This is a genomic window from Mycobacterium sp. ACS4331 (assembly GCF_001667265.1).
GTDB lineage: Bacteria > Actinomycetota > Actinomycetes > Mycobacteriales > Mycobacteriaceae > Mycobacterium.
In genome coordinates this window covers 1-25,894 of record NZ_LZHW01000005.1, presented here as the reverse complement: position 1 = coordinate 25,894, position 25,894 = coordinate 1, and the positions used below count along the sequence as shown (strand labels likewise).

Here is a 25,894-nt window from a genome sequence, read left to right as displayed (position 1 = left end):
TGTCCCCGGAGTTCGGTCAATCCGTCCGGACCCTGCTTGCCGAAGGTGATACCGCGGCGGCGTTGGATGTCGGCGTCGTTGAAGGAGCCGTCGGGGTCGAGCCACAGCAGCATCCGCTCCAGTGCGGCCCGCAGGTCGGGCACTCCCATCGTGGCGGCGTGGTCGGCGGCCAACCGCTCAGCCTCGACCCGGGCACTGAGATCGACGTGGTCGGGCAGAGCTTTGAAGAACTTTCGGATCCTGTCCACGTGCGCGGGTCCGACCCGGCCCTCAGCCACACGGGCAGCGACGTTCGGCATGACCGGTTCCAACACCTCGCCGGTCATCGCGCGTCGTGGTCCCAGGACTTCGGCGTCGGCGACGCGCTGATGGGCTTCTTCGGAAGGAATCCTCAGTCGGTGCGTCAGGACTTTGGCGACCGTGTCGCCACCCAGTTCGTCGGGCCCGCACTCCTGCAACCGCGCAATGAGTTTGTGGTCGACGGCCGCATCGGCCCAGCTGACTTTCTGGAGGCGTTCCATCACGGTCAGCACCTGCGTGGCGGAGAGGTCATCGACGGACGCGGCGGCAAGGCGGGCGTGGACGGCCTCAAGCTCAGAGAGCAGGGCGGCCACTGACGTCATACTCGAACAGTAGTTCGACCCACTGACAAAACCCTGTCGCGATGTGACTGGAGAAACCCAAGGGGCAGAAGAAATTTCAGTGCCGCGAGTGATTCGACGGGCGGCGGGTGGTGCAGGCCTTCGGTCGACGGCGCCGATGCGCGCCCGCCGCAAAGTGAGCTGCGAATGGTGCTGAAAATGGCCTGCGCGGCGGCATTCCGCGCCCGCACTCGTTCTGGATGGAAATGCGCCAGGCGTGTGCAGCGGTGGCGCTGGGTCCGCCGACCTTGGCGGCCACATCTGCGATGCATGGCGGAATATAAGCGGACCACGGTCCGTTTATATATGGCGACGGCGTCGGAGACACCGCGCCGCGAGACCAAGGAGACGTCATGACCACAGCACTGAACACGGATCTGGCCACGGGCACCTGGACGATCGACCCGGTTCACTCCACCGTCGGATTCGCCGTCCGCCATCTCATGGTGAGCAAGGTGCGCGGAACGTTCGGCGCCTTCAGCGGTGCCATCACAGTCGCTGAGGACGGCACGCCCTCCGTCAACGCCGAGATCGAGGTCGCGTCGGTGAGCACGGGCAATGAACAGCGTGATGCTCACCTCAAGTCGGCCGACTTCTTCGACGTCGAGAACCACCCCACCGCGACTTTCCGCTCCACAAGCGTTGAGGCCAACGGCGACGACTATGTGGTCAATGGAGACTTCACGCTGCATGGCGTCACCAAGCCGATCAGCCTCGCGCTCGAGTTCAACGGTGTCAACCCCGGCATGGGGCAGGGCGAGGTGGCCGGCTTCGAGGCGTCGGTTGTCCTCAACCGCAAGGATTTCGGCATCAACATCGACATGCCCCTGGAGGCCGGTGGTGCCGTGGTCGGCGACAAGGTCACCATCACCCTCGAGATCGAGGCGCTCAAGCAGGCCTGACGCAGCGGGCCCGAAACAGCAGGCCCGACGTGCTACAGCCTGGCGGCCAACTCGGTGCCCTGGCGGATCGCCCGCTTGGCATCCAGTTCGGCCGCCAGCGCCGCACCTCCGATCACATGCGGCTGCACACCGCGAGACCGCAGCGCATCCTCGAGATCGCGCACCGACTCCTGTCCGGCGCACACCACCACAGTGTCCACGGCCAGGACCTGCGGACGGGACCGGTCGGATCCGAAACTGATGTGCAGGCCGGCATCATCGATGCGTTCGTAGTTCACGCCGGAAAGCTGATGCACCCCTTTGGCTTTCAGTGATGCGCGGTGCACCCAGCCGGAGGTCTTGCCGAGGCGACGGCCCTGAGCGCCCCTGCTGCGCTGCAGGAGGTACACCTCACGAGCAGCGGGTGCGGGCAGGGGAGTGGTCAACGCGCCGCGGGCCTCCTGGGGATCGGTGACGCCCCATTCGGCCTTCCACTCCTTGACGTTCAGTGTCGGCGACTCGTCGGTGGTCAGCAGCTCGCTGACATCGAAACCGATTCCGCCCGCGCCGATCACGGCGACCCGCTTGCCCACCGACTGCAAGCCGTAGATCGCCTCGGCGTACGTCAGCACCTTCGGGTGGTCGATGCCGGGAATGGCGGGCAGTCGCGGCGCCACCCCGGTGGCCAGCACCACGTCGTCGAAGCTCACCAGATCGTCGGGGGCAACCCGAGTTCCGAGCCGGACATCCACGTCGTGCTTGGCGAGCATGGCCGTGTAGTACCGGATGGTCTCGTTGAACTCCTCCTTCCCGGGGATGCGTCGCGCCATGTCGAACTGACCGCCGATGAACTCATTGGCGTCGAACAGCGTCACGCGATGGCCGCGCGCAGCGGCGGTCACGGCCGCCGCCAGCCCGGCCGGCCCCGCACCGACGACAGCCACCGAGCGCGCGCGACGGGTCGGCCCCAGCACCAGGGTCGTTTCGTGGCCGGCGCGTGGATTCAGCAGGCAGGACACGGTTTTATGGACGAATGCGTGGTCCAGGCATGCCTGATTGCAGGCGATGCAGGTGTTGATCTCGTCAGAGGCGCCGGCCGCGGCCTTGGCCACCCAGTCCGGGTCGGACAGCAGTGGCCGTGCCATCGAGATCAACTGCACACGGGTTTCGGCCAGAATCTGCTCGGCCGACTCGGGCATGTTGATCCGGTTGGATGCCACCACTGGGATGCTGACGTGTTCGGCGACGGCGTCGGAGATGTCGACGAAGGCGGCGTTGGGCACCGAGGTGACGATGGTGGGCACCCGGGCCTCGTGCCAGCCGACGCCGGTGTTGATGAACGTCGCACCGGCCGCCTCGACTTCGGTGGCCAGGGCGACGATCTCGTCCCAACTCTGTCCGTCCTCGACGTAGTCGGCCATCGACATCCGGTAGTCGATGATGAACTCCGGACCGACGGCGGAGCGGACCCGGCGCACGATCTCGACCGGCATTCGTCGGCGATTCTCCGGCGACCCACCCCAGGCGTCGCGCCGCCTGTTGGTCCGCGGGGCCAGGAACTGGTTGAGCAGGTAGCCCTCGCTGCCCATGATCTCGACGCCGTCGTAGCCGGCGTCCCGGGCCAGCAGCGCGCAGCGCACGAAGTCATCGATGGTCGTCCGGACGCCACGGTCAGACAGCGCACGTGGCCGAAAGGGATTGATGGGAGCCTTGATCGACGAGGCGCTGACCGACAGCGGATGGTAGGCGTAGCGGCCCGCGTGCAGAATCTGGAGCAGGATCTTCGCACCCTCCGCGTGCACGGCGGACGTGATCCGCCGGTGCCGTCGTGCCTCCTTCGGGGACACCAACTGCGCAGCGAAGGGCAACAGCCATCCCGTGCGGTTGGGGGCATATCCGCCCGTGATGATCAGGCCCACACCACCGCGAGCGCGTTCGGCGAAGTAGGCCGCCAGCTTGTCGATGTCCTTGGCGCGGTCCTCGAGACCGGTGTGCATCGAACCCATCACCACTCGATTCCGCAGCGTGGTGAACCCGAGATCGAGGGGCGACAACAGGTTTGGATAGGGATCAGGCACCGATGGCCTCCAGAATCTCGTCGAGCCAGTCGATGGAACCCTCCTCGGCGCGAATGCCGCCGCGCAGGACGAGGTACTGGTGCAGCGCGGCGCCGTCCAACGAGGCGGGGTCGGCGAACTGACTCTTCTCGTAGCCGCGATAGGTGTCGAGCAGCGCGGCTCGCTCGGCCCGCAACGACACGATCTGCCCGCGCAGCGCGTCGAGCGCACCGTCCCCGCCGTACTGCGCTCCGCGCAGTTTGACCGCGAGGTCACGGGTGCGGGAGTCGCCGACCGAACTGCCCGTCCCGCCCAGCGGCGCGGCGATCCAGGCGGACAGTTCGGCACGACCGGCGTCGGCGACGGTGTAGACCTTCTTATCCGGCCGGCCGTGCTGGACAACGGGCGTCACGTGCACCCAGCCGTCGGCCTCCATGGTGCGCAGCGTCCGATAGATCTGCTGATGCGTGGCGCGCCAGAAGTGGCCGATCGACCGGTCGAACCGTCGCGCCAGCTCATAACCGGTGCCGGACTGTTCGCACAGCGACACCAGGATCGCGTGGGGCAGGGCCATCCGGGCAGCGTATGCAGTACCGGTGGTCATATGCAACAGAGTGCACAGTGTGGCGATGCATATCCGGCACCGCATGGGAGACGCACCGAGGGCACCACGTTTGCATGGTTTGTATATGCAACGTCTAGTATCAGGTACCGCGCCCGAGAGGTCTGGGTGTGGAAGTTAGGGCACACTGGCACAGCCGTCCGGTTTTGCACACCGGATACTGGTCACCAGCCCGCTGGACGACAAGAACAGCAGCCCCGCCCCGAGTTAACGCAGAGACCCAGAGGAGATTTCTGTGACATACGTGATCGCCGAACCTTGCGTCGACGTCAAAGACAAGGCATGTATCGAAGAGTGCCCCGTCGACTGCATCTATGAGGGCGCACGGATGCTCTACATCCACCCCGACGAGTGCGTGGACTGTGGTGCCTGCGAGCCGGTCTGCCCGGTTGAGGCCATCTTCTACGAAGACGATGTGCCGGACGACTGGAGCGGTTACATCCAGAGCAACGCAGACTTCTTCGAAGAACTCGGCTCGCCCGGCGGTGCCTCGAAGGTCGGCCAGACCGACAACGATCCGGCGTCGGTCAAGAGCCTGCCGCCGAAGGCGGAGGACTGAGCGCAGCAGTGACCGGGCGCGGAGTGTCGGCATCCCTGCCGGTCTTCCCCTGGGACACCCTCGCCGACGTCACCGCCACGGCGCGAGCGCATCCGGACGGCATCGTCGACCTGTCGGTCGGCACACCTGTCGATCCGGTTGCTCCGCTCATCCAGGACGCGCTCGCGGCGGCGGCGTCCTCGCCCGGCTACCCGACGACCGCCGGCACTCCAGCGTTGCGGCGGTCCGCCGTTGCCGCGCTGAATCGCCGCTACGGCGTCACGAACCTGCGCGAGGATGCGGTGCTGCCGGCGATCGGCACCAAGGAGCTGATCGCCTGGTTGCCGACGCTGCTCGGTCTGGGCCGTGACGACCTGGTGGTCATCCCGGAGCTGGCGTACCCGACGTATGACGTCGGGGCACGCCTCGCGGGTGCGCAGGTGCTGCCCGCCGATTCGCTGACTCAACTGGGCCCGCAGACCCCGGCACTGGTGTTCATCAACTCCCCGAGCAACCCGACCGGCAAGGTGCTGGGCGTCGACCACCTGCGCAAAGTGGTCGGTTGGGCCCGCGAGCGCGGCGTCATCGTCGCCTCCGATGAGTGCTACCTGGGGCTGGGCTGGGACGCCCAACCGCTGTCGGTGCTGCACCCGTCGGTCTGCGACGGTGACCACACCGGCCTGCTTGCGGTGCACTCGCTGTCCAAGACCTCGTCACTGGCCGGCTACCGCGCCGGATTCGTCGCGGGTGACCAGAAACTGGTCGCCGAACTCCTCGCGGTGCGCAAGCACGCCGGGATGATGGTGCCGACGCCGATCCAGGCCGCCATGGTCGCGGCCCTGGACGACGACGCCCACGAGGCGCATCAACGTTCGCTGTACGCGCGGCGCCGCGAGGCCCTGCTCCCGGCGATCCAGCGTGCCGGATTCACGGTCGACGACTCCGAGGCTGGTCTGTACCTGTGGGCCACGCGTGGCGAACCGTGCCGTCAGACGCTGGCATGGTTGGCCGAACGCGGCATCCTTGTTGCGCCCGGTGAGTTCTACGGTGCCCGCGGTGCCCAGCACGTCCGGATCGCGTTGACCGCGACCGACGAGCGCATCGACGCCGCCGTCGCACGCCTGTCCTGACCCCGGCACGCGTTGGCTCAATTCGACGCGCGCAGGCTCAGATCCAGCAGCAGTCGCGACTCGGGATCGCCCAGCGACGTTCCGAGCGCCTGCTCGATGCGGCGGATCCGGTATCGGACGGTGTTGGGGTGCACGTGCAGCGCCTCGGCGGTTTCGGCCACGTCGCCGAAACAGTCCAGATAGGTGCGCAGGGTCCGGGTCGACGTCGAATCCAGCTGCTGGATCCGGGAGTCCAGCAGCCGGGGGTTGTCGGCCAGCCAGGTGACGATCTCATCGAGCAGTACGGTCGTGCGTGCCTCCGCGATCGAGCTGACCCGCTCGATCGCGCCGGGATGCCGGTCACTGCTGTCGAGCACGCGGTCGATGTCGATGCGGGCCGCCGCGACCTGACCGAGCCCCGCGAGAGATGCGGCCGTCACCGCCCTCAGGTCCAGCCCCAGCTCGGTGTCCAGCGAACTCACCACGCCCCGGATCCATGACGTGACGGCCGCTGGGCGCCCGGCATCCGGGAACACCACATAGGCCCGCTGGCCGACCGAGGCGACCACGGCGTCATGACGAAACGCGCTCGCGCTCAACCCCAGAATGTCGCCCAGCCGGGTGTGCGGTGCCCTGCACTGCACACCGACGACCGCGGCTCGGCCGTCTTCGGCGATCCCGAGTTCGCGGGCCACCGTGCCGAGGTCGTCGCCCCCTTCGCGCAGTCCGAGCAGTTCGTGGGCCCGGATTGTGTGCATCGACGGTGTGCTCATCAACCTCGCCATGATGCGCGCCGCGAGCACGGCGGCACCCCGCAGCACCTCGTCGGCGTCCTCGGCCAACGGCCGGGATCCCTCCTGAACCCAGATCGTGCCGGCGAACGTCGGAGTCCGCCGCTGATCGAGGTCGGGGCGGTGGACGCCGATCGCACGCCGAGGCCGCAGCCCCAGTTCTGGGCGTGCTGCCACCCGGACAACGTCGCCGCCCGCCCGCAGCGCGTCGAAGATGCCCCACCGAGCAAGCCACGCCAGGTGTTCGGGCGGCCCGGCACGGCCCAGGATCGACAGGCGCCGCAGTTCGTCGGCCTCGTCGTTGGACGCCGAGTAGGCCAGCACGTGCGACTGCGCGTCCTCGATGCTGACCATGCCGTGCGTCCGGTCGGCGATGGACTGGGCCAGACCGAAGAGGTCGGTGCCGGAGTCGTACTGCGGGTCGGCGCGATCGCCATGATGCTCGAAGACGTGGTTGATCAGGCGGTACAGCCGTTCCCAACGGGCCCGGGGTTCGACCGCCACCACCGCGACTCCGAGCGTCGAGGCCCGCTCGACGAGCGCCGCCCCGGGTTCCTTGACGAAGATCGCGGTCGGATGCCGCGTGGTGGCCTGCCGATCGAGCCACCCCACCGCTTCGGTCTCGGAGAGGCCGAGGAGGAAGAACACGTCGGCTGAACCCGCCGCGAGCGCGAGGCCCAGGCGGACGTCGTCGGAGTCCAGCAGCGCGGCGGACGCCACCGGGAGATCCAGCCCGCGGGGCGCCTCCACCAGCGTGACCAGGGTCGCGTCAAGCGCCAGCAGCAGTTGCCCGAGGCTGACTCCGGTGGCCCGCATATTGTCCGATTCTACTAACAGCAATGACTCGGATTGGCTGATCGGATCACGGTTCGACCGCTCATGTCGGGGATCGTGGACCCATGGATGCCATCTCCGACGTGCCGCTTCCCGCCAACGAACCGGTCCATGACTACGCGCCCGGGTCGCCCGAGCGCGACCGCCTGCTCGCGGCGCTCGACGAGCTCGCCAGCGCCCCGGTCGACCTGCCGCATGTCATCGCCGGCCGACGGGTGATGGGGGAGGGGGCCCGCATCGCCGTCGTCCAGCCGCATCACCACAGCGCGGTGCTGGGCACCCTCACCAATGCCGAGCACCGTGAGGCCGCCGACGCCGTGGACGCCGCGATGGCCGCCAAGGCGGCCTGGGCCGCGATGCCGTTCGACGAACGCGCGGCGGTGTTCCTGCGTGCGGCCGACCTGCTGGCCGGCCCGTGGCGCGAGAAGATCGCGGCGGCGACGATGCTCGGTCAGTCCAAGACCGCCTATCAGGCCGAGATCGATGCGCCGTGCGAACTCGTCGACTTCTGGCGGTTCAATGTCGCGTTCGCCCGGCAGATTCTGGCGCAGCAGCCGGTCAGTTCCCGCGGCGTGTGGAACCGCACCGACTATCGGCCGCTGGACGGTTTCGTCTATGCGGTCACGCCGTTCAACTTCACCGCGATCGCGGGCAACCTGCCCACCGCTCCCGCCCTGATGGGCAACACCGTGGTGTGGAAACCCTCGATCACGCAGACCTTCTCGGCCCACTTGACCATGCAGCTGCTGGAGGCCGCCGGACTTCCGCCCGGCGTGATCAACCTGGTGGCGGGCGACGGGTACGCGGTGTCGGATGTGGTGCTCGCAGACCCGCGTCTCAGCGGCATCCACTTCACCGGGTCCACCGCGACATTCCAGCACCTGTGGCGTGAGGTCGGCGCCAACATCGAGCGCTACCACAGCTATCCCCGTCTGGTCGGGGAGACCGGCGGTAAGGACTTCGTCGTGGCTCACTCGTCGGCACGGCCAGATGTGCTGCGGACCGCGCTCATTCGCGGCGCGTTCGACTATCAGGGGCAGAAGTGCTCGGCCGCCTCGCGTGCGTTCATCCCGCAGTCGGTGTGGCACGAGATGGGTGACGACCTTCTCGGCGCCACCGAGGCACTGGCCTACGGCGACGTCACCGACCTGCGCAACTACGGCGGCGCCCTGATCGATGAGCGCGCGTTCGCCAAGAACGTCAAGGCGATCGAGCGGGCCAAGGGCGCGGCGGGGGTGACCGTGGCCGCCGGCGGCGAGTACGACGACAGCACAGGATATTTCGTCCGGCCCACCGTACTGCTGTCCGACGACCCGACGGACGAGGCGTTCTCCACCGAGTACTTCGGGCCGATTCTCGCGGTGCACGTGTACCCGGACGACAAGTTCGACGACATCCTGTCGGTCGTCGACAACGGTGCGAAGTACGCGTTGACCGGCGCGGTGATCGCCGACGACCGAGCCGCGGTCCTGACGGCGTCCGAACGTCTGCGGCACGCCGCGGGCAACTTCTACATCAACGACAAGCCCACCGGCGCGGTCGTCGGTCAGCAGCCGTTCGGCGGATCCCGTGCCTCGGGCACCAACGACAAGGCCGGTTCGGCGCTGAATCTGCTGCGCTGGACATCTGCGCGGTCCATCAAGGAGACGTTCGTGCCGCCCACGTCGCACACCTACGCGCACATGGAGGTCTGAGTGATGACACGGCTGTTCGACACCCTGGCCAAACCCGCCATTCTGACCGCGAGTCACTCCCATGGCTTGAGGCGGTCCGCCGAACGGATGCCCGTGACCCGTCGAGTGGTGCAACGGTTCGTCCCCGGCGAGACGGTCGAGGATGTGCTCGGCGCCGTCGCGGACCTCCGAGCGTCCGGGCGCATGATCAGTGTCGACCATCTCGGCGAGGACGTCACCGACACCGAGACCGCCGACGCCAACGTGGGCGCCTACCTGAGGCTGCTGGACCTGCTGGGGCAACGGGCCGAGTCCGCGTCGGAAGGGGTTGCGCCGCTCGAAGTCTCGCTCAAGCTGTCGGCGCTGGGTCAGTCGCTGGACCGCGACGGGGACAAGATCGCCCTGGAGAACGCTCACCAGATCTGCACGAGGGCTCGCGAGGTCGGGGCGTGGGTGACGGTCGACGCCGAGGATCACACCACGACGGATTCGACCCTGCTGACGGTGCGCGAACTGCGCGCTGACTTCCCGTGGTTGGGCACCGTGTTGCAGGCCTATCTGCGTCGCACGTACGGCGACTGCCAGGAGTTCGCCGCCTCCGGTGCCCGGATCAGGTTGTGCAAGGGCGCCTATGACGAGCCGGAGTCGGTCGCCCACCGCGACCGCGACGAGGTCACGGCCAGTTACCTGCGCTGCCTTCGGGTGCTGATGGCCGGGTCCGGCTACCCGATGGTGGCCTCACACGATCCGGCGGTGATCGACGCCGCGACCGCCATGTCCCGTGAATGCGGGAGGGGGCCAAAGGATTTCGAGTACCAGATGCTCTACGGCATCCGGGATTCCGAGCAGGTCCGGCTGGCCGACGCCGGTGGCAGCGTCCGCGTCTACGTGCCGTTCGGCACGCAGTGGTTCGGCTACTTCATGCGCCGCCTGGCCGAGCGTCCCGCCAACCTGGCGTTCTTCATGCGCGCGCTGGTGCGGCGCGACTAGGCCGGGTACGCGGCGACGGGCATCACGACGCTGCCGCGGCAGGCGCCGGTGGAGATGTCGGTGTGCCAGATGCCGCGCAGCGATCCGTCCGGTTGTGGTGCGTAGAAGGTGAACGACTGCGCCGGACTCCACTGCGACTGGCCGGTGTCACCGCCGATCGAGCACTGCCACACCCACTCGTAGCTCGTCTTCCACTGCTGACCGTCCCATGCGTAGCGCAGCGGGTTGGGCACCGTCGGGTTCGACGAGGGCGGGCCGTCGGCCGTGGCGACGCACGCTCCCGAGCCGCAACTGGTCGTCAGCGTGAAGACCGCGGCGAAGTCACCCTCGCGCTGGCGGACCGCCGCGCTGGTGCCGCCCTTCTGCGAGGCGTAGGTCACCATCGAATACCGTCCCGCCCAAGGCTGCCCCGCGGCCTGCGCCGGGGTCACTCCGATCCACGTCAACCCCGCGATCAGGCACAGGGCCATCGCCGCACCGCGTGGGCCTCGGATGCGCATCGTTTTCCTCGAATGATGTGGGGTGGTCGGTTGTCCTCCAAAGGTATCGATGAGGTGCGGCGATTCCCGAATCGCGACGCGGGGCATGACCAAGTCGTTATGGACTCGATGCCCGGTCTTGGCGCAGGCGTTGCGGAGCCGTCTCAGACCAGCGAATCCAGCGCGGTGATGATGCCGGTGACGTCGGTGCTCTCGGCCCGGCGAATCCGGCGGACGACGGTCCCGATCGGCTCCGGAGGGGTCGCGACGACACGTCCGAGCAGCTTGGTCCGGTTGTCGAGACCGTCGATGAGCAGCGGCCGGACGGCGCTCGGGACAGTCGAGACCAGCGTGGCCGCGCGCCAGGCCTCATCGCGCGCGAGGTCCACGCTGTAGTTGAGCGCCAAGGCCAGATCGGGGCCGCCGACCGCGGTCAGTTCAGCGAGGCTGGGTGAGAACTCCTCGACCGCTTTGCGGGCCAGCGGGATCACGCTGGCCAGAACGTCGTTGATCTCATCGAAGTCGGTGCGGAAGCCCGGCAGAGCGGCGGGGCTGAACGCCGATCCGGTCACCACGCCCAGGTCCAGGTTGACGTGGGCATTGATGCCCAGCAGCAGGTCCTGCAGGATGATCGTCTCGTCGGCCCGGGCCTGCTCGAAGGCGAACTGCCATGAGCGACTCGTCGGCTGCCGGCGCCGGAACCGGTCGTACGCGGTGAAGTAGGCGTTGGCGAACTTTGCGTCGAACCGGGACATCCGCGGGCCGTCCTCGAAGATGCCGAGTGCGATCTCGTCCCGGACCCGCAGGGTCACCTGGCGGTAGAGCGCCGCGAAGTACCCCAGCGGATCCCGTCGTCGCTTGGTGTCGGCGACGATCGCCGCCAGGATGTCGAGCACGTCGTCGATGTCATTGGCCTGCATGGTGAAACCACCTCCTGCGTTGCACTGTGGCAACGGGGGGAGGGCCTGGCACGCGTAGTCGACTACGCGTCGTCTCGGAGTCCCAACAGGGTCCAGGCGGCCAGCGACTGCGCGTCGGTGATCTGCGAGGCGCGCATCATCGACACGACCTGGTCGCGGGTGAACCAGGCGCAGCGCATGTCCTGTTCCTCGGGCTCGCGTTCCGGCGGCCCCTCGGTGATCCCGAGCGCCAGGTATGCCCGGCCACGCTGACTGCTCATTCCGGGTGCGACATCGAGGAGGCCCAACTCGACCATCGTCGTCGCCGTCAGCCCCGTCTCCTCCCGAAGCTCACGCGCCGCCAAGTCGGCGGGTGCCAGGTCGGCCAGGCCTGGGGCGGTGCCCTGCGGGAACTCCCAGCGGCGCAGACCCAGCGGGTATCGAAACTGCTCCACGAGCATGTACCGACCGTCGTGCCGCGCGATCACCAGCGCATAGTCGGGTTTGTCCACCACGCCGTAGATGCCGTGGCTGCCGTCGGGACGACGGATGGCGTCCTCGCGCACGGTCATCCAGGCGTTGGAGTACACCGTGTCGGACTTGAGCCGCTCGATGGGATCCATCGGGTCAGTATCGCGGTAGCGTCACAGGCGTGCTGTTGGCCTCCTTGAACCCCGCTGCTGTGGCCGCCGGTGCGGACCTCGCCGATGCTGTGACGATCGGCGGCACCACGCTGAGCCGCAGTGACCTTGTCGGCGCCGCGACGTCGGTCGCCGAACGCGTCGGCGGTGCCCGCCGAGTTGCCGTGCTCGCCACGCCGACCCCGACCACCGTGCTGGCCGTGACGGGCTGCCTGATCGCCGGTGTGCCGTTCGTGCCGATTCCGGCCGACGTCGGGGTCACCGAACGCGCCCATATGCTCACCGACTCCGGGGCCCAGGCCTGGCTCGGGGAACTGCCCGACGATCCCGACGGACTGCCGCACATCCCGGTGCGGATGCATGCCCGGTCGTGGCACCGGTACGCCGAGCCCTCACCGAGCGCCCTGGCCTATGTCATGTACACCTCGGGCACCACGGGTCTGCCGAAGGGGGTCCAGACCACTCGCGGGGCCGTCGCCGCGGACATCGACGCGCTGGCGCAGGCGTGGCACTGGACCGCGGATGACACACTGGTGCACGGACTTCCGCTGTTCCACGTGCATGGCCTCGTGCTCGGTCTGCTGGGCTCGCTGCGCATCGGGAACCGGTTCGTGCACACCGGCAAGCCCACCCCCGAGGCCTACGCCGCAGCGGGAGGCACGCTGTACTTCGGGGTGCCGACGGTGTGGTCGCGAGTGGCCGCCGACCCCGATGCGGCCCGTGCCCTGTCCTCGGCGCGCCTGCTGGTGTCGGGCAGTGCGCCGTTGCCGGTTCCGGTGTTCGACAAGCTCACCGAACTGACCGGGCATGCGCCCGTGGAGCGGTACGGCAGCACCGAATCCCTGATCACACTGAGCACCCGGGTCGACGGCGAGCGGCGTCCGGGCTGGGTGGGGCTTCCGCTGCAGGGGGTCGAGACGCGTCTGGTCGACGACGCCGGAGACCCTGTCCCGCATGACGGGGAAACCATTGGCCACCTTCATGTTCGGGCCCCGATGCTCTTCAAGGGCTACCTGAACCGACCGGAGGCCACGGCCGAGGTGCTTGGTGAAGACGGGTGGTACCGCACCGGGGATGTCGCTGTGATCGACGCGCAGGGCATGCATCGGATCGTCGGGCGCGAGTCCGTCGACCTGATCAAGACCGGTGGGTATCGCGTGGGCGCCGGTGAGATCGAGACCGCGCTGCTCGGTCACCCGGGTGTGCGTGAGGCCGCGGTGGTCGGGTTGCCCGACGCCGATCTGGGCCAGCGCATCGTGGCCTACGTCGTCGGGGATGCGTCCGCAGATGAGCTGATCAACCATGTCGGGCAGGAGCTTTCGGCGCACAAGCGGCCGCGGGAGGTGCGGTTCGTCGAGGAACTGCCGCGCAACGCGATGGGCAAGGTGCTCAAGAAGGAGTTGATGACATGACCCTGCGGTTCAGCGAACTGTGCATCGACGCCCACGATCCCGCGGCATTGGGGCAGTGGTGGTCGCAGGCGCTGGGATGGCCGACGGAGCTCACCGAGGATGGCGACGTCGCGCTGCGCCCGCCCGAGGGGGCCCGGCCACTGTGGCTGTTCCTGCCGGTCGACGACGAGAAGGTGGTCAAGAACCGGATCCACTTCGACTTCACCCCAGACGATCAGCAGGCGGAGGTCGCGCGGTTGGTTGGCCTGGGTGCTCGCCACGTCGACGTCGGGCAGGGCGCGTCGAGTTGGGTTGTGCTCGCAGATCCCGAGGGCAACGAGTTCTGCGTCCTCGCCGCTGAATGAATTCCCGCGAGCACCCCACCCCCCTTCCCGCGAGCGGGCGTGTCTGTACGTTGACACGCCGGGCAAGGCGTACAAAGTGGGGCGCTCACCGGAGACCCAGGGGACGCTCGGCGGTCGCGAGAAGACCGTCGCGAGAAGACCGTCGCGAGAAGACCGTCGCGAGAAGAACTCAGTCCCAGCCGTTCTCGAAGACGAACTCGGACAGCGGACGCGCCACCGCCCACTGGTCGATCTCCAACTGTGGGCGCTCGGGGAACTCCGGCACCTCGCCGAGGCACAGCACCGCGATCGGTTCCGCACCCGCGGGCATGCCGAGCAGCCGGGCCAGGGCGTCCGGATCGAAGATCGACACCCAGCCGACGCCGTAGCCCTCGGCCCGCGCCGCCAGCCAGACGTTCTGAATCGCGCATGCGGCCGACGCCAGATCCATCTGCGGCATGGTGCGCCGGCCGAAGACATGCTGCTCGCGGCCCTCGCCGAGCGCGATGACCAGCAGTTCGGCGCAGTCCATGATGCCTTCGACCTTGAGGGCCAGGAACTCGTCGTCGCGTGAGCCCAGAGCCTCTGCGGTGCGGATCCGCTCCTCATCGACCAGGCGGTGGATGGCAGAGCGGATCTGGTCGTCGGTGATCCGGATGAACCGCCACGGCTGCATCAGGCCGACGCTGGGTGCCGCGTGCGCGGCCCGCAGAATGCGGTGCAACGCGTCGGCCGGCACTGTCGTACCCGGTACGAATCGGCGCATGTCACGCCGGGCGAAGATGGCGTGGTAAACCGCATGCCGCTCAGGGTCGCTGAACGCGTGCCGGCTCATGCGGGTGCCTCAGTTCGCGTGCAGGGCCTCGTTGAGGGTGATGCCGTGGCCGTCGCGATGCACGACCTCGACCGCTCCGGTCAGCGAGTTGCGGCGGAACAGCAGATTCGACGAGCCCGACAGTTCCCGCGCCTTGATGGACTGGCCGTCCGACGTGGTCACCTTCGTGCCCGCCGTGACGTACAGCCCGGCCTCGACGACGCAGTCATCACCGAGCGAGATGCCCAGACCCGAATTGGCGCCCAGCAGGCAGCGCTTGCCCAGCGAGATGACCTCGCTGCCGCCGCCCGAGAGCGTGCCCATGATCGAGGCGCCGCCACCGACGTCGGAGCCGTCGTCGACCACCACGCCGGCCGAGATGCGTCCCTCGACCATCGAGCTGCCCAGCGTGCCCGCGTTGAAGTTGACGAAGCCCTCGTGCATGACGGTGGTGCCGGCGGCCAGGTGCGCTCCGAGACGCACGCGGTCGGCGTCGGCGATGCGCACCCCGGCGGGCACGACGTAGTCGACCATGCGGGGGAACTTGTCCACCCCGTAGACCGTGACCGGGCCACGACGGCGCAGCTTGGCCCGCACCAGCTCGAAGCCCTCGACCGCGCACGGCCCGTGATTGGTCCACACCACGTTGGTCAGCAGGCCGAAGAACCCGTCGGCGTTGAGCTTGTGCGGCGCCACCAGGCGATGCGACAGCAGGTGCAGACGCAGGTACACGTCGTGAGTGTCGGCGGCCTTCGCGTCGAGGTCGGAGATCGTGGTGCGGACGACGACGGTCTCGGTGCCGCGGTCCTCGTCGCGCCCGGTCAGTGCGGCCAGGTCGGCGGGGGCGTCCGCGCCCGACAGCTGCACGGTTCCGGCGTCGGAGAAGGTTCCGAGTTCTGGGGCGGGGAACCAGGTGTCGAGAACCGACCCGTCACTCGCCAGTGTTGCCAAACCGATACCCGAAGCTCCAGTCACGGTGCTACAGGCTACCGGGACGCCCAGTTGACGCCCACGGCACGTCCTTGCCATCGCCGATACCGCGGGGAGTGCGAAAACTCGCCGGAACGAGCACGCTCACCGCAGTCTCGGCGGAAGCGAGCAGGGCGGCTAGCCTGGGTAGTCGTGCTGGACCTCCACGGTGACCCGATTGCCCTGACCGCGGCGCTGGTCGACATCCCCAGCGAGTCGCGCGACGAGGCGCGCATCGCCGACGCGGTCGAGTCCGCGCTGCGCGAGCAGACGGTGGGCTTCGAGGTCATCCGCAGCGGGGACGCCGTCCTGGCCCGCACCAATCGGGGTCTGCCCAGCCGCGTGATGCTGGCCGGGCACCTCGACACCGTGCCGATCGCCGACAACCTGCCCAGCCGGATCGACGGCGATGTCATGTACGGCTGCGGCACCTCGGACATGAAGTCCGGGGACGCGGTGTTCCTGCACCTGGCGGCCACCATCACGGACCCGGCCCACGATCTGACGCTGGTGTTCTACGACTGCGAGGAGATCGAAGCCTCAGCCAACGGCCTGGGCCGCATCGAACGCGACCTCCCGGAGTGGCTGCGTGCCGACGTCGCGGTGCTGGGCGAGCCGACCGGCGGGTACATCGAGGCCGGCTGCCAGGGCACGCTGCGCGTCGTTGTCAGTGCGACCGGCACGCGCGCACACTCGGCGCGATCGTGGATGGGCGACAACGCTATTCACAAACTCTCGCTCGTGCTGACGAGGCTGTCCGACTACCCGCCGCGCGACGTCGACATCGACGGCTGCGTGTACCGCGAGGGTCTGTCGGCGGTGCGCATCGACGGGGGAGTGGCGGGCAATGTCATCCCCGACGCCGCATCGGTCACCGTGAACTTCCGGTTCGCGCCGGACCGCTCGCCGCAGCAGGCCTTCGACCACGTGCGTGAGGTCTTCGACGGCCTGCCGGTGACAGTGGAGTTGACCGACTCCGCCGCCGGTGCGCTGCCCGGACTCGGGCAGCCCGCCGCGGCGCAGCTTGTGGCTGCCGCGGGAGGTCAGGTGCGAGCCAAGTACGGCTGGACCGACGTGTCGCGGTTCGCGGCGCTGGGCATCCCCGCCCTCAACTACGGTCCGGGCGACCCCAACCTGGCCCACCGGCGCGACGAGCGGGTCGAGATCGCGCAGATCACCGCCGTAACGGAGACACTGCGCGGCTACCTGTCGCGCTGAACCGCGCGCGCCTCGGTCAGCGCACGGTCGGTCAGCGCCGAGTCGACGGTGGGGGCGATCCGCTCGAGTGCCTCGGCGGCGCGTGGGTCACCGAGCCTGACCGACTCATACCAACACCGCACCGCGACGGCGGCCTGCCCGGAGCGCTCCGCCATCCCGGCGGCCTGCCTGGCCGCCGCGACCGCACCGTGTTGATCGCGGCCCGCCGCAAGCCGCCATGCCCGCGCGATGCCCAGTTCCGGAGCGAACAGCGCGGACTTGGTGCCGTGCCGAGACTCGGCTCGCGCCAAGGTCTTTGCCGCGCCGGGCAGGTCGCCGAGCTGAGCCGTGGCGGTCGCTGAGAGCATCAACGCCAGCGGGCCCCACGAGTATCCCGTGCGTTCGAGGGCGGCCGCGGCGGGCCCCAGAAGCTCAGCCGCGGCCGCCGAATCGCCCTTGGCCAGTGCGACATTGGCCAGCAGCACCTCGCCGATCGCGCGGCCGGGCTGCTGCAGTTCGGCGAAGTCGGTGTACCGCTGCGCGACGGCTTCGGCGCCGTCGAGATCCCCGCCCATGATCAGCGCCGTGCACTGCGCGAGCCCGACCGTGAACCTCAGCAGGCCCGGGTGCTCCACCGCGGACGCCCGTCGCGCAAAGGACTCGACCTCGGCCAACCGACCGATCCGTGCCGAGGACAGCGCCGCGGCACTGGCCGCCCAGGCCACTGCGGTGTCGTCGGCCGTCGGGGATGACAACACGGTCTCGGCGATCCGCAGCGCGCGCTGCGGCGCTCCGGCGTTCATCGCGAAGGTCGCGGTCAGCGCGTCGATTGTGGTCTGTGCCGAAGGCTCACTGAGCCGACTGCGGGTGTTGCGCAGGAACGCCGTCGCCTGTTCGGGCTCGCCGAGCATCCAGAACTGATTGGCCGCACGCGGCAGTGCCCACGCCATGACGTCGCCGTCCGAGAGCCCGCCCGGGTCCACGGCGGCGAGCACCTCGGCCGCGTCCCGTCCTCGGCCCTGCCAGGACAGGGCGTGCGCCAGCACCAGGCGGGCGCGGAGCGCGTCGCCCCGCATCACGGCCGACCGGGCCAGGCGCTCGGCCAGCGCAAGGTCGCCGAGGCGCAGCGCCGCATCGGCATCGGCGACCGTCTGGTCGACGGGCGGCGGGTGGTCACTGTCCACGGCGAGGCCGGCCACCCGGAGTCGATCGCTGGGATGATTGCGCGCCCGCGCCGCTGCGGCCCGTGCCAGGGCGCCCCGGATCCGACGGCGCTCGTCCGCGCCCAGGGCCGCCGCCGACCGAAGCGCGAACAGAGGATGCGTCGTGAACACCATCTGTGTGCCGGCCCGGGGAAGCACCTCGATCACGCCGAGGCGCTCGGCGTCGCGCACCGCGGTCTCCGACGTCAGGGCGACCGCATCCTCGAACGGGATGGGCTCCTGCTGGCTGAGGTGATCGAGGACGGCGCGCACCTCTGCGGGAGCCCGGCTCAGAAACGCCTCGGCCTTCTCGGCTGAGGTGTCTGTGGTGTCTGTGGTCGGCTGCGCGACGTCGATACGGGGCAGCAGCGCGTCGGTCCACAGGGCCCGGACGGCCGCCGGCGCGTCGTCCTCTCGCGCCGTCACGATCATCCGGGTCTCACCGGCCAGCGCGAGCTGGTAGACCAGCGTGGCCGAGAGAGGGTCGAGCTGGTTGGCGTCGTCGACGATCAGCAGGTCGTCGGCCTCGGCTCGCAGCGAGTCGCGCGCGGCCCGCAGCAGCGCGGCCGGCTTGCCCATCTCGGCGATGTCGACCAGGTGGGCGAACGCGCCGAAGGGCACCGCGCATTCGGTGGGGGTGCCGGTCACGATGCGCAGCACCACGCCGGGGTGCGCCTCGGTGTATCGCGCGGCCGCCTGGTGCACCAGGGTCGACTTGCCGATCCCGTCGGGCCCGGTGACGACGGCGCCCGGCCGCGTCGCCACCGCCGCCGCAAGCCGGTCGAGGACGTCGGCGTGCTGCGGGACGCTCCAGTGCTCCGGCACGGGCGGATCTTATGACCCGGGCGGCCGGGCCGACCGGGTTAGCGCCAAATACGCTCGGGTGTCATGCAGAACGAATGGGCTGTCTGCGTGTACTGCGCCTCCGGCCCCACCCATCCCGAGCTGTTGGATCTGGCCGCCAGGCTGGGCCGCGCGGTCGCCGACCGCAATTGGACCCTGGTGTCGGGCGGCGGAAACGTCTCGGCGATGGGAGCGGTGGCCGCGGCGGCGCGTTCGCGCGGTGGCCGCACCGTGGGGGTGATCCCGAAGGCGCTTGTGCACCGGGAGGTCGCCGACGTCGACGCCGACGACGTGATCGTGACCGACACCATGCGTCAGCGCAAACAGGTCATGGAGGATTCCGCCGACGCCTTCATCACGCTGCCGGGTGGCATCGGCACGCTCGAGGAGATGTTCGAGACCTGGACCGCGGGTTATCTGGGCATGCACACCAAACCCGTCGTGCTGCTCGACCCGGACGGACACTATGACGGGTTGCTGTCATGGCTGGACGGGCTGCTGGCAACGGGTTTCGTCGCGCAGGCCGCGCTGGATCGGCTGCTGGTCGTTCGTGATGTCGACGCGGCTCTCGACCTGTGTGCTCCCGGCCCGATACCGCCGGTCTCGTCTCCCGGTTAGGCTCGACGGCATGCCAGCGTCTGACTCTCGCGCTTCCGTCGGTCTCCTCGACATCGTCAGCCAGATTCCCGGCGTCCTGATGGATGCACCCGCGATCGTGCGCGGGGTGAGTACCGGGATGCTCGCACGGCCCACGTCGAAGGCCTCCATCGGCAAGGTCTTCCAGGACCGTGCGGCCAAGTACGCCGACCGGGTCTTCCTGAAGTTCGGCGATCAGCGGATCACCTACGCCGAGGCCAACGCCACCGCCAACCGCTACGCCGCGGCACTGGCGGCGCGCGGCGTCGGACACGGCGACGTCGTGGGCATCATGCTGCGCAACTCACCGAACGCGGTGCTGGCCATGCTGGCCACAGTCAAATGCGGCGCCGTGGCGGGAATGCTCAACTACCACCAGCGCGGTGATGTGCTCGCACACAGTGTCGGACTGCTGGGCGCCAAGGTCATCCTGTCGGAGACCGATCTCGTCGAGCACATCAGCGAATCCGGTGCCGAACTCGAATCTGGGGTGGTGCTGACCATCGAGGAGTTCGAGCAGTCCGCGGCCACCGCGCCGACCGGCAACCCGGCGTCCGCGTCGGCGGTGCTCGCCAAGGACACCGCGTTCTACATCTTCACCTCGGGCACCACCGGCAACCCCAAGGCCAGCGTCATGACGCACTATCGCTGGCTGCGCGCGCTGGCCGGTTTCGGCGGCCTGGGCCTGCGACTGCGCGCTGACGACACGCTGTACTCCTGCCTGCCGCTCTACCACAACAACGCGCTGACGGTGGCGGTGTCGTCGGTGATCAACGCCGGTGCGACGCTGGCGATCGGCGAGAAGTTCTCGGCGTCGCGCTTCTGGGACGACGTGATCCGCTACGACGCGACGGCATTCATCTACATCGGTGAGTTGTGCCGGTACCTGCTCAACCAGCCGGAGAAGCCGACCGACCGCAGGCACCGGGTCCGGTTGATCGCGGGCAACGGTCTGCGTCCGGAGATCTGGGATGAGTTCACCACCCGCTTCGGGATCAAGCGGGTGTGCGAGTTCTACGCCGCCAGCGAGGGCAACACCGCGTTCATCAACATCTTCAACGTCTCGAAGAGCACCGGTGTCAGCCCGCTGCCGTTCCTGGCTTACGTCGAATACGACGCCGAGACAGGCGAACCCAAGCGTGACGAGAACGGTCGGGTGAAAAAGGTGGGCGCGGGTGAACCCGGCCTGCTCATCAGCCCGGTCAACCGGTTGTCCCCGTTCGACGGCTACACCGATCCGAAGGCCAGCGAGAAGAAGTTGATTCGCAACGCTTTTCGTGACGGCGACGTGTGGTTCAACACCGGCGACGTGATGAAGCCGCAGGGCCTGGGCCACGCCGCCTTCGGCGATCGCCTCGGCGACACCTTCCGCTGGAAGGGGGAGAACGTCGCGACGACGGAGGTGGAGGCGGCGCTGGCCGCGGACCCTCAGGTCGAGGAGTGCACGGTCTTCGGCGTCGAGGTGCCGAACACCGGCGGTCGTGCGGGCATGGCCGCGATCAAGATCCGCGAGGGCCAGGAGTTCGACGGAATCGAACTGGCCGAGACCCTGTACAGCAGGCTGCCCAGCTATGCGGTGCCGCTGTTCGTGCGGATCGTGGACTCACTCGAGCACACATCCACGTTCAAGAGTCGCAAGGTGGATCTGCGCGAGGACGCCTACGGGTCACACATCGACGACCCGCTGTTCGTGCTCGCCGGTCGGCGGGAGGGGTTCATCCCCTACCACGACGCATATCCGGACGAGGTCGCCAGCGGGGAGCGTCCGAAGGGCTGACACCCGTCCCACGCCAGCCACGCCAGCCACGCCGTCGAGTTGTCGCCAGCCACGCCCGCCACGCCATCGAGTTGTCGCGATGGGTTGTGAAATCACCGGATCCACGACCCACTGGAACAATTCGGCGTCGGCTGGCCGATTCCTCCCCGACTCCCGGAGTCAGTCGTAGACGATGACCGCGCGCCCGATGATGTCCCCGCGGGCGACGGCGTCCAGCGTCTCGTTGACGTCCTCGAACCGCACCCGCGTGACGGTGTGCTTGATGCCGCCCTCACCGGCCAGCGCCAGCACCTCGGTGAGGTCGTTGAAGTTGCCCCAGAACGACCCGTAGTAGGTGTACTCGCGGGCCACCAGTGGGAACAGCGGGATGTCCACGCGGTTGCCGATCAGCCCGACCGAGGCCACCGCACCCTCAGTCGCCAAGAGCGCGAACGCCAGCTGAATCGACTCCTCGGCGCCCGCGCAGTCGAGCACCGCATCCAGTGCGGGCCGGCCCGTCAGCGACTCCAGTTCAGCGGCGACGGAGGCCGCTGACCGATCCCGCACGTTGACCGCATGATCGGCCCCATTGTCGAGCGCCACCTTGAGCTTCTCTTCGCTGCGCCCGAACGCGACGACCGTCGCACCGCTGCCCAGCAGTTTGGCGTACTGCGTGCCGTAACTGCCCAGTCCGCCCACACCCGTGACGGCCAGCGTGCGTCCCGGGCCCAGGTGCCCGCCCGCCTGCAGCTTCTTGAGCCCGCGATACGGCGTCAGGCCCGCATCCGTCAGCGGCGCCAGGTTCTCCGGGGACAGCCCCCCGTCGGCGGGCATCCTGATCAGGTAGCGGTAGTTGACGGGCAGGTACTCCTGATAGCCGCCATGCCGCCCGAACCCGGCCCAGACACCGTGCGCGCACAACTGCTCGTTGCCCTCATGGCACTGGCGGCACGCACCGTCGCCCCAACTGCCGAACACCACCACCTGATCGCCCTCGGACAGGCCGGCCGAGGCGGGCACCGCCGAGCCGAGGCTGTCGACCCACCCCGCGACCTCATGACCGGGGGTGATGGGGAAGTCCATGGACAACCCGTTGTCGAAGTACCCGTCGACCAATTGGAAGTCGGTACGGCACATGCCGGCTCCTCCGACTCGGACGAGCACCTCCTCCGGCCCGGGGACGGGGATGTCGATCTCCTCGAGGCGCAGTGGCTGTTTGTACCCATACATCCGGGCCGCCCGCATCTTCATCGACTGATCCCCTCCCCGAAAGGTGCCGTCCGCACTGCTCAGAGGCTATATCCGGATCGGCGGACCCGCCCGGTGAACGCCGCCATCTAGCCTGGAGTCGTGCAGTCGACGTTCTTGGGCAGGCCGGTGGCCGGTGATCGGGCACTGATCATGGCGATCGTCAACCGCACGCCCGACTCCTTCTACGACCGCGGCGCGACGTTCACCGACGACGCGGCGAAGGCCGCGGTGCACCGCGTCGTTGAGGAGGGTGCCGACGTCATCGACATCGGAGGGGTCAAGGCCGGTCCTGGTCAGCGGGTCGACGCGGACGAGGAGACCGCCCGCGTGGTGCCGTTCATCGAATGGGTGCGCGCGGAGTATCCCGACCAGCTGATCAGCGTCGACACCTGGCGCGCCAGTGTGGCCAAGCTGGCCTGCGCAGCGGGTGCGGATCTGATCAACGACACGTGGGCGGGCGCGGATCCGGGCCTGCCCGAGGTCGCCGCCGAGTTCGGCGCGGGCCTGGTCTGCTCGCACACCGGCGGAGCGGTCCCGCGGACCCGGCCGTTCCGCGTCAACTACGGCACCAGCACCCACGGTGTCGTCGACGATGTGATCCACGAGGTGACGTCGGCGGCCGAGAAGGCGGTTGCGGCGGGAGTGGCGCGCGACGCGATTCTGATCGACCCGACGCACGATTTCGGCAAGAACACTTACCACAGTCTTAGTTTGTTGCGGCACGTGAAAGAGCTTGTTAACACTGGATGGCCGGTCCTGATGGCCCTGAGCAACAAGGATTTTGTCGGGGAGACTCTGGGTGTGGAACTGACCGAACGCCTCGAGGGAACCCTGGCCGCCACCGCCTTGGCGGCGGCCGACGGTGCCCGGATGTTCCGGGTGCACGAGGTCGGACCCACTCGGCGCGTACTCGACATGGTCGCGTCGATCCAAGGCGTGCGTCCACCGACGCGCACGGTGAGGGGATTGGCATGACGACACTTCCTGACCTGTCCACTGAGAACACGGTGCCGGGCCACTCGTGGTTGTCCGACCACAGCTGGAACCGGCCGACGTGGACAGTGGCTGAGCTCGAGGCCGCCAAAGCCGGTCGGACCATCTCGGTGGTGCTGCCCGCACTGAACGAAGAGGAGACCGTCGCCTCCGTCATCGACACCATCTCCCCGATGGTCGGGGGACTGGTCGATGAACTGATCGTGCTGGACTCCGGTTCCACCGACGACACCGAGATCCGCGCGATCGCCGCGGGTGCCCGCGTCGTCAGCCGCGAGCAGGCGCTTCCCGAGGTGCCACCGCAACCCGGCAAGGGCGAGGTGCTGTGGCGGTCACTGGCCGCCGCCACTGGCGACATCATCGTGTTCGTCGACTCCGACCTCATCGATCCCGACCCGATGTTCGTGCCCCGCCTTGTCGGCCCGATCCTGACCGGAGACGGCATCCACCTGGTGAAGGGCTTCTACCGGCGCCCGCTGAAGGTCAGCGGTGCCGAGGACGCCAACGGTGGCGGCCGGGTCACCCAACTGGTCGCGCGCCCACTGCTGTCCGCGCTGCGACCCGAGCTGGGTTGTGTGCTGCAGCCGCTCGGCGGCGAGTACGCCGGAACCCGCGAACTGCTCACCTCGGTGCCGTTCGCACCCGGTTACGGAGTGGAGATCGGGCTGCTGATCGACACCTACGACCGGCTGGGTCTCGACGCCATCGCTCAGGTGAATCTCGGTGTGCGCGTGCATCGCAACCGTCCGCTGACCGAACTGGCCTCGATGAGCCGGCAGATCATCGCGACCATGCTGCGGCGCTGCGAGCTTCCCGACTCGGGTGTGGGCGTCACGCAGTTCTTCACCGACGGCGACGACTTCACGCCGCGGACCTCCAAGGTGACCCTGGAGGACCGGCCTCCGATGAACACACTTCGTTAGCGGTGCCCCGCCCGATCTGTCACACCCATCGGGCAGTATCGAACCCGTGACCATGGTTCTGCTTTATCTGGTGGTTCTCGTCCTGGTCGCGGTGGTGCTCTTCGGTGTGGCCAGTGTGCTGTTCGGCCGCGGTGAACAGTTGCCGCCGTTGCCGCGCGGCACGACGGCCACGGTGCTGCCCGCCTCGGGCGTCACCGGCGCCGACGTGGAACGGGTCAAGTTCGCCCAGACCCTGCGCGGGTACAAGACCAGCGAGGTGGACTGGGTGCTCGACCGCCTCGGCGCCGAGCTGGATTCACTGCGCGGTGAGCTCGCGGCGCTGCGCGGGGTCACCGAGACGCCGCCGCCCGACGCAGAGGTGGACCAGTACGCCGACGAGGTCGGCGTGCAGGATGCCGATGTGGATGCCGACGAGGTCGCCGCCGACGTGTCACGTCAGGACGTCCCGTGACCGCCGAGTCCGACACGCGTGTCCGCTGTGGCTGGGCCGACGGTTCCGACCTCTACCGGGACTACCACGACCAGGAGTGGGGTCAGCCGCTGCGCGGGGCGGTGCCGCTGTTCGAGCGGATGACGCTGGAGGCGTTCCAGAGCGGCCTGTCGTGGCTCATCATCCTGCGCAAGCGGGACAACTTCCGGGCCGCGTTCGACGGCTTCGACTTCAGGGCCGTCGCCCAGTACGGCGAGTCCGAGGTGGCGCGCCTGATGGCGGACTCGGGCATCGTGCGCAACCGCGCCAAGATCGAGGCGACGATCGCCAACGCCCGGGCCGTCGCCGAGCTCGATGTCGATCTTTCGGACCTGTTGTGGTCCTTCGCACCGCCGGCGCGGCCGAGGCCCAAGACCATGGCCGACGTGCCGGCCACCAGCCCGGAATCGGTCGCGATGGCCAAAGAACTCAAACGCCGCGGGTTCCGCTTCGTCGGTCCCACCACGGCTTACGCCCTGATGCAGGCCACCGGAATGGTCGATGATCACGTCGCGACCTGCTGGGTTCCGGGCCGATGAACGCGCCCAACGGACGGGTCTTGCACACGTCGGGCCACCGATAGGGAAGAATGGACCGCGTGAACCGGCAGTTCGCGCCGATCAGGCCGCGACGCCGACCAGCGCAGATGTGGAGGGAGCACTCGATGGCGGCCATGAAGCCCCGGACCGGTGACGGTCCGCTGGAAGCAACCAAAGAGGGGCGTGGCATCGTGATGCGGGTTCCACTCGAAGGAGGTGGCCGCCTCGTCGTCGAACTGACGCCGGATGAAGCGGCCGCGCTGGGCGACGAACTCAAGAACGTCACAAGCTGATCCGCCGGTCGGCCGGACCAGCGTTGGGTCTGGCCGACTAGGTGTGATGTCCAGGGAGGTTGGTCAGTCGGGTGACCGGCGGCTGGCCTCCGAGGGCGGAGTGGGCTCGGTGATGATTG

General features: G+C 68.6%; 26 protein-coding genes. 15 read left to right on the top strand and 11 right to left on the bottom strand.

Features of this window, described 5'->3' with window-relative positions; all coding sequences use genetic code 11:
• The coding region (locus tag A5727_RS00955) for a DUF222 domain-containing protein (protein ID WP_197507541.1) at positions 1–623 on the bottom strand (623 nt) is incomplete at its 3' end.
• A 371-nt stretch (positions 624–994) separates the two neighbouring features.
• On the opposite strand from A5727_RS00955, the gene A5727_RS00950 reads away from it, so the two are divergent.
• Complete coding sequence (locus A5727_RS00950) at positions 995–1,543, top strand: YceI family protein (RefSeq protein WP_068242999.1); 549 nt, start codon at positions 995–997, stop codon at positions 1,541–1,543.
• 32 nt (positions 1,544–1,575) lie between these two features.
• Here A5727_RS00950 and A5727_RS00945 read toward each other — a convergent pair whose 3' ends face one another.
• Both A5727_RS00945 and A5727_RS00940 read right to left on the bottom strand, forming a co-directional pair.
• Positions 1,576–3,600 (bottom strand): NADPH-dependent 2,4-dienoyl-CoA reductase, encoded by a 2,025-nt coding sequence (locus tag A5727_RS00945; protein ID WP_068242995.1) that lies wholly within the window; start codon positions 3,598–3,600, stop codon positions 1,576–1,578.
• Positions 3,593–4,153 carry a PadR family transcriptional regulator gene (locus A5727_RS00940; protein ID WP_068242990.1) on the bottom strand — a complete coding sequence of 187 codons (561 nt, stop codon included), beginning with the start codon at positions 4,151–4,153 and terminating at the stop codon, positions 3,593–3,595. Before A5727_RS00940 ends, A5727_RS00945 begins: the two co-directional genes overlap by 8 nt.
• Positions 4,154–4,436: 283 nt before the next feature.
• Between A5727_RS00940 and fdxA the strand changes: the two genes are divergently transcribed.
• Both fdxA and dapC read left to right on the top strand, forming a co-directional pair.
• On the top strand, positions 4,437–4,760 hold the full coding sequence (fdxA, locus tag A5727_RS00935; RefSeq protein ID WP_068242986.1) for a ferredoxin: 324 nt from the start codon (positions 4,437–4,439) through the stop codon (positions 4,758–4,760).
• A gap of 23 nt (positions 4,761–4,783) precedes the next feature.
• A complete protein-coding gene (gene dapC, locus A5727_RS00930) occupies positions 4,784–5,869 on the top strand; it encodes a succinyldiaminopimelate transaminase (RefSeq protein ID WP_068242985.1) in 1,086 nt (361 codons plus the stop codon).
• 17 nt (positions 5,870–5,886) lie between these two features.
• Here the strand turns inward: dapC and A5727_RS00925 are convergent, their stop codons facing one another.
• The gene (locus A5727_RS00925) at positions 5,887–7,455 is read right to left on the bottom strand and encodes a PucR family transcriptional regulator (RefSeq protein WP_068242977.1); all 1,569 of its coding nucleotides are present in this window, start codon (positions 7,453–7,455) and stop codon (positions 5,887–5,889) included.
• An 83-nt stretch (positions 7,456–7,538) separates the two neighbouring features.
• On the opposite strand from A5727_RS00925, the gene pruA reads away from it, so the two are divergent.
• On the top strand, positions 7,539–9,167 hold the full coding sequence (gene pruA, locus A5727_RS00920; protein ID WP_068242976.1) for an L-glutamate gamma-semialdehyde dehydrogenase: 1,629 nt from the start codon (positions 7,539–7,541) through the stop codon (positions 9,165–9,167).
• 3 nt (positions 9,168–9,170) lie between these two features.
• Positions 9,171–10,136, top strand: a complete 966-nt coding sequence (locus A5727_RS00915; RefSeq protein WP_068243003.1) for a proline dehydrogenase family protein — start codon at positions 9,171–9,173, stop codon at positions 10,134–10,136.
• On the opposite strand, the gene A5727_RS00910 is transcribed toward A5727_RS00915, so the two are convergent.
• The 3 genes from A5727_RS00910 to A5727_RS00900 all read right to left on the bottom strand — a co-directional run bounded on the left by A5727_RS00910 (position 10,133) and on the right by A5727_RS00900 (position 12,137).
• On the bottom strand, positions 10,133–10,636 hold the full coding sequence (locus A5727_RS00910; RefSeq protein ID WP_068242973.1) for an Rv2253 family sensor-like surface protein: 504 nt from the start codon (positions 10,634–10,636) through the stop codon (positions 10,133–10,135). The two genes, A5727_RS00915 and A5727_RS00910, sit on opposite strands and share 4 nt — an antisense overlap.
• Before the next feature lie 143 nt (positions 10,637–10,779).
• Complete coding sequence (locus tag A5727_RS00905) at positions 10,780–11,535, bottom strand: DUF5995 family protein (RefSeq protein WP_068242970.1); 756 nt, start codon at positions 11,533–11,535, stop codon at positions 10,780–10,782.
• A gap of 62 nt (positions 11,536–11,597) precedes the next feature.
• On the bottom strand, positions 11,598–12,137 hold the full coding sequence (locus tag A5727_RS00900) for an NUDIX domain-containing protein (RefSeq protein WP_068242966.1): 540 nt from the start codon (positions 12,135–12,137) through the stop codon (positions 11,598–11,600).
• 29 nt (positions 12,138–12,166) lie between these two features.
• Here A5727_RS00900 and A5727_RS00895 point away from each other — a divergent pair, with 29 nt between their 5' ends.
• Together A5727_RS00895 and A5727_RS00890 are read left to right on the top strand one after the other, a co-directional pair.
• Entirely contained in the window at positions 12,167–13,567 is a 1,401-nt protein-coding gene (locus A5727_RS00895; protein ID WP_068242964.1) for an acyl-CoA synthetase, read from the top strand.
• Positions 13,564–13,911, top strand: a complete 348-nt coding sequence (locus A5727_RS00890; RefSeq protein WP_068242961.1) for a VOC family protein — start codon at positions 13,564–13,566, stop codon at positions 13,909–13,911. The genes A5727_RS00895 and A5727_RS00890 overlap by 4 nt, the downstream gene beginning before the upstream one ends.
• Positions 13,912–14,080: 169 nt before the next feature.
• Here A5727_RS00890 and bluB read toward each other — a convergent pair whose 3' ends face one another.
• Together bluB and dapD are read right to left on the bottom strand one after the other, a co-directional pair.
• On the bottom strand, positions 14,081–14,725 hold the full coding sequence (gene bluB / locus A5727_RS00885; protein WP_068242958.1) for a 5,6-dimethylbenzimidazole synthase: 645 nt from the start codon (positions 14,723–14,725) through the stop codon (positions 14,081–14,083).
• Between the two features lie 9 nt (positions 14,726–14,734).
• Entirely contained in the window at positions 14,735–15,733 is a 999-nt protein-coding gene (gene dapD / locus A5727_RS00880) for a 2,3,4,5-tetrahydropyridine-2,6-dicarboxylate N-succinyltransferase (protein ID WP_197507540.1), read from the bottom strand.
• A 93-nt stretch (positions 15,734–15,826) separates the two neighbouring features.
• Here dapD and dapE point away from each other — a divergent pair, with 93 nt between their 5' ends.
• Positions 15,827–16,891: a succinyl-diaminopimelate desuccinylase gene (gene dapE, locus A5727_RS00875; RefSeq protein ID WP_068242952.1), complete on the top strand. Its 1,065-nt coding sequence runs from the start codon at positions 15,827–15,829 to the stop codon at positions 16,889–16,891.
• Here dapE and A5727_RS00870 read toward each other — a convergent pair.
• The gene (locus tag A5727_RS00870) at positions 16,876–18,897 is read right to left on the bottom strand and encodes an AAA family ATPase (RefSeq protein WP_068242948.1); all 2,022 of its coding nucleotides are present in this window, start codon (positions 18,895–18,897) and stop codon (positions 16,876–16,878) included. The genes dapE and A5727_RS00870 overlap by 16 nt on opposite strands.
• Positions 18,898–18,960: 63 nt before the next feature.
• On the opposite strand from A5727_RS00870, the gene log reads away from it, so the two are divergent.
• On the top strand, positions 18,961–19,533 hold the full coding sequence (gene log, locus A5727_RS00865; protein ID WP_068242945.1) for a cytokinin riboside 5'-monophosphate phosphoribohydrolase: 573 nt from the start codon (positions 18,961–18,963) through the stop codon (positions 19,531–19,533).
• 10 nt (positions 19,534–19,543) lie between these two features.
• Positions 19,544–21,328: a long-chain-acyl-CoA synthetase FadD6 gene (fadD6, locus tag A5727_RS00860; protein WP_068242942.1), complete on the top strand. Its 1,785-nt coding sequence runs from the start codon at positions 19,544–19,546 to the stop codon at positions 21,326–21,328.
• 159 nt (positions 21,329–21,487) lie between these two features.
• Here the strand turns inward: fadD6 and A5727_RS00855 are convergent, their stop codons facing one another.
• On the bottom strand, positions 21,488–22,558 hold the full coding sequence (locus A5727_RS00855) for an NAD(P)-dependent alcohol dehydrogenase (RefSeq protein ID WP_082949519.1): 1,071 nt from the start codon (positions 22,556–22,558) through the stop codon (positions 21,488–21,490).
• 150 nt (positions 22,559–22,708) lie between these two features.
• Between A5727_RS00855 and folP the strand changes: the two genes are divergently transcribed.
• The 5 genes from folP to A5727_RS00830 all read left to right on the top strand — a co-directional run bounded on the left by folP (position 22,709) and on the right by A5727_RS00830 (position 25,775).
• Positions 22,709–23,533, top strand: a complete 825-nt coding sequence (gene folP / locus A5727_RS00850) for a dihydropteroate synthase (protein ID WP_231991901.1) — start codon at positions 22,709–22,711, stop codon at positions 23,531–23,533.
• Positions 23,530–24,474 carry a glucosyl-3-phosphoglycerate synthase gene (locus A5727_RS00845; protein ID WP_068242935.1) on the top strand — a complete coding sequence of 315 codons (945 nt, stop codon included), beginning with the start codon at positions 23,530–23,532 and terminating at the stop codon, positions 24,472–24,474. Before folP ends, A5727_RS00845 begins: the two co-directional genes overlap by 4 nt.
• 46 nt (positions 24,475–24,520) lie before the next feature.
• Positions 24,521–24,925 carry a DivIVA domain-containing protein gene (locus A5727_RS00840; protein ID WP_068242932.1) on the top strand — a complete coding sequence of 135 codons (405 nt, stop codon included), beginning with the start codon at positions 24,521–24,523 and terminating at the stop codon, positions 24,923–24,925.
• Entirely contained in the window at positions 24,922–25,482 is a 561-nt protein-coding gene (locus A5727_RS00835; RefSeq protein WP_068242929.1) for a DNA-3-methyladenine glycosylase I, read from the top strand. Before A5727_RS00840 ends, A5727_RS00835 begins: the two co-directional genes overlap by 4 nt.
• Before the next feature lie 125 nt (positions 25,483–25,607).
• Positions 25,608–25,775 carry a DUF3117 domain-containing protein gene (locus A5727_RS00830; protein ID WP_005059648.1) on the top strand — a complete coding sequence of 56 codons (168 nt, stop codon included), beginning with the start codon at positions 25,608–25,610 and terminating at the stop codon, positions 25,773–25,775.
• The last annotated feature ends 119 nt before the right edge of the window (positions 25,776–25,894 follow it).

Bases quoted from the DNA above. Each gene is read 5' to 3' on its own strand.
- A5727_RS00950 (WP_068242999.1), top strand. From the start codon at position 995: ATGACCACAGCACTGAACACGGATCTGGCCACGGGCACCTGGACGATC.
- A5727_RS00940 (WP_068242990.1), bottom strand. From the start codon at position 4,153: ATGGCCCTGCCCCACGCGATCCTGGTGTCGCTGTGCGAACAGTCCGGC.
- A5727_RS00925 (WP_068242977.1), bottom strand. From the start codon at position 7,455: ATGCGGGCCACCGGAGTCAGCCTCGGGCAACTGCTGCTGGCGCTTGAC.
- pruA (WP_068242976.1), top strand. From the start codon at position 7,539: ATGGATGCCATCTCCGACGTGCCGCTTCCCGCCAACGAACCGGTCCAT.
- A5727_RS00915 (WP_068243003.1), top strand. From the start codon at position 9,171: ATGACACGGCTGTTCGACACCCTGGCCAAACCCGCCATTCTGACCGCG.
- A5727_RS00910 (WP_068242973.1), bottom strand. From the start codon at position 10,636: ATGCGCATCCGAGGCCCACGCGGTGCGGCGATGGCCCTGTGCCTGATC.
- A5727_RS00905 (WP_068242970.1), bottom strand. From the start codon at position 11,535: ATGCAGGCCAATGACATCGACGACGTGCTCGACATCCTGGCGGCGATC.
- A5727_RS00900 (WP_068242966.1), bottom strand. From the start codon at position 12,137: ATGGATCCCATCGAGCGGCTCAAGTCCGACACGGTGTACTCCAACGCC.
- A5727_RS00890 (WP_068242961.1), top strand. From the start codon at position 13,564: ATGACCCTGCGGTTCAGCGAACTGTGCATCGACGCCCACGATCCCGCG.
- bluB (WP_068242958.1), bottom strand. From the start codon at position 14,725: ATGAGCCGGCACGCGTTCAGCGACCCTGAGCGGCATGCGGTTTACCAC.
- dapD (WP_197507540.1), bottom strand. From the start codon at position 15,733: ATGGCAAGGACGTGCCGTGGGCGTCAACTGGGCGTCCCGGTAGCCTGT.
- log (WP_068242945.1), top strand. From the start codon at position 18,961: ATGCAGAACGAATGGGCTGTCTGCGTGTACTGCGCCTCCGGCCCCACC.
- fadD6 (WP_068242942.1), top strand. From the start codon at position 19,544: ATGCCAGCGTCTGACTCTCGCGCTTCCGTCGGTCTCCTCGACATCGTC.
- A5727_RS00855 (WP_082949519.1), bottom strand. From the start codon at position 22,558: ATGAAGATGCGGGCGGCCCGGATGTATGGGTACAAACAGCCACTGCGC.
- folP (WP_231991901.1), top strand. From the start codon at position 22,709: ATGGCGATCGTCAACCGCACGCCCGACTCCTTCTACGACCGCGGCGCG.
- A5727_RS00845 (WP_068242935.1), top strand. From the start codon at position 23,530: ATGACGACACTTCCTGACCTGTCCACTGAGAACACGGTGCCGGGCCAC.
- A5727_RS00830 (WP_005059648.1), top strand. From the start codon at position 25,608: ATGGCGGCCATGAAGCCCCGGACCGGTGACGGTCCGCTGGAAGCAACC.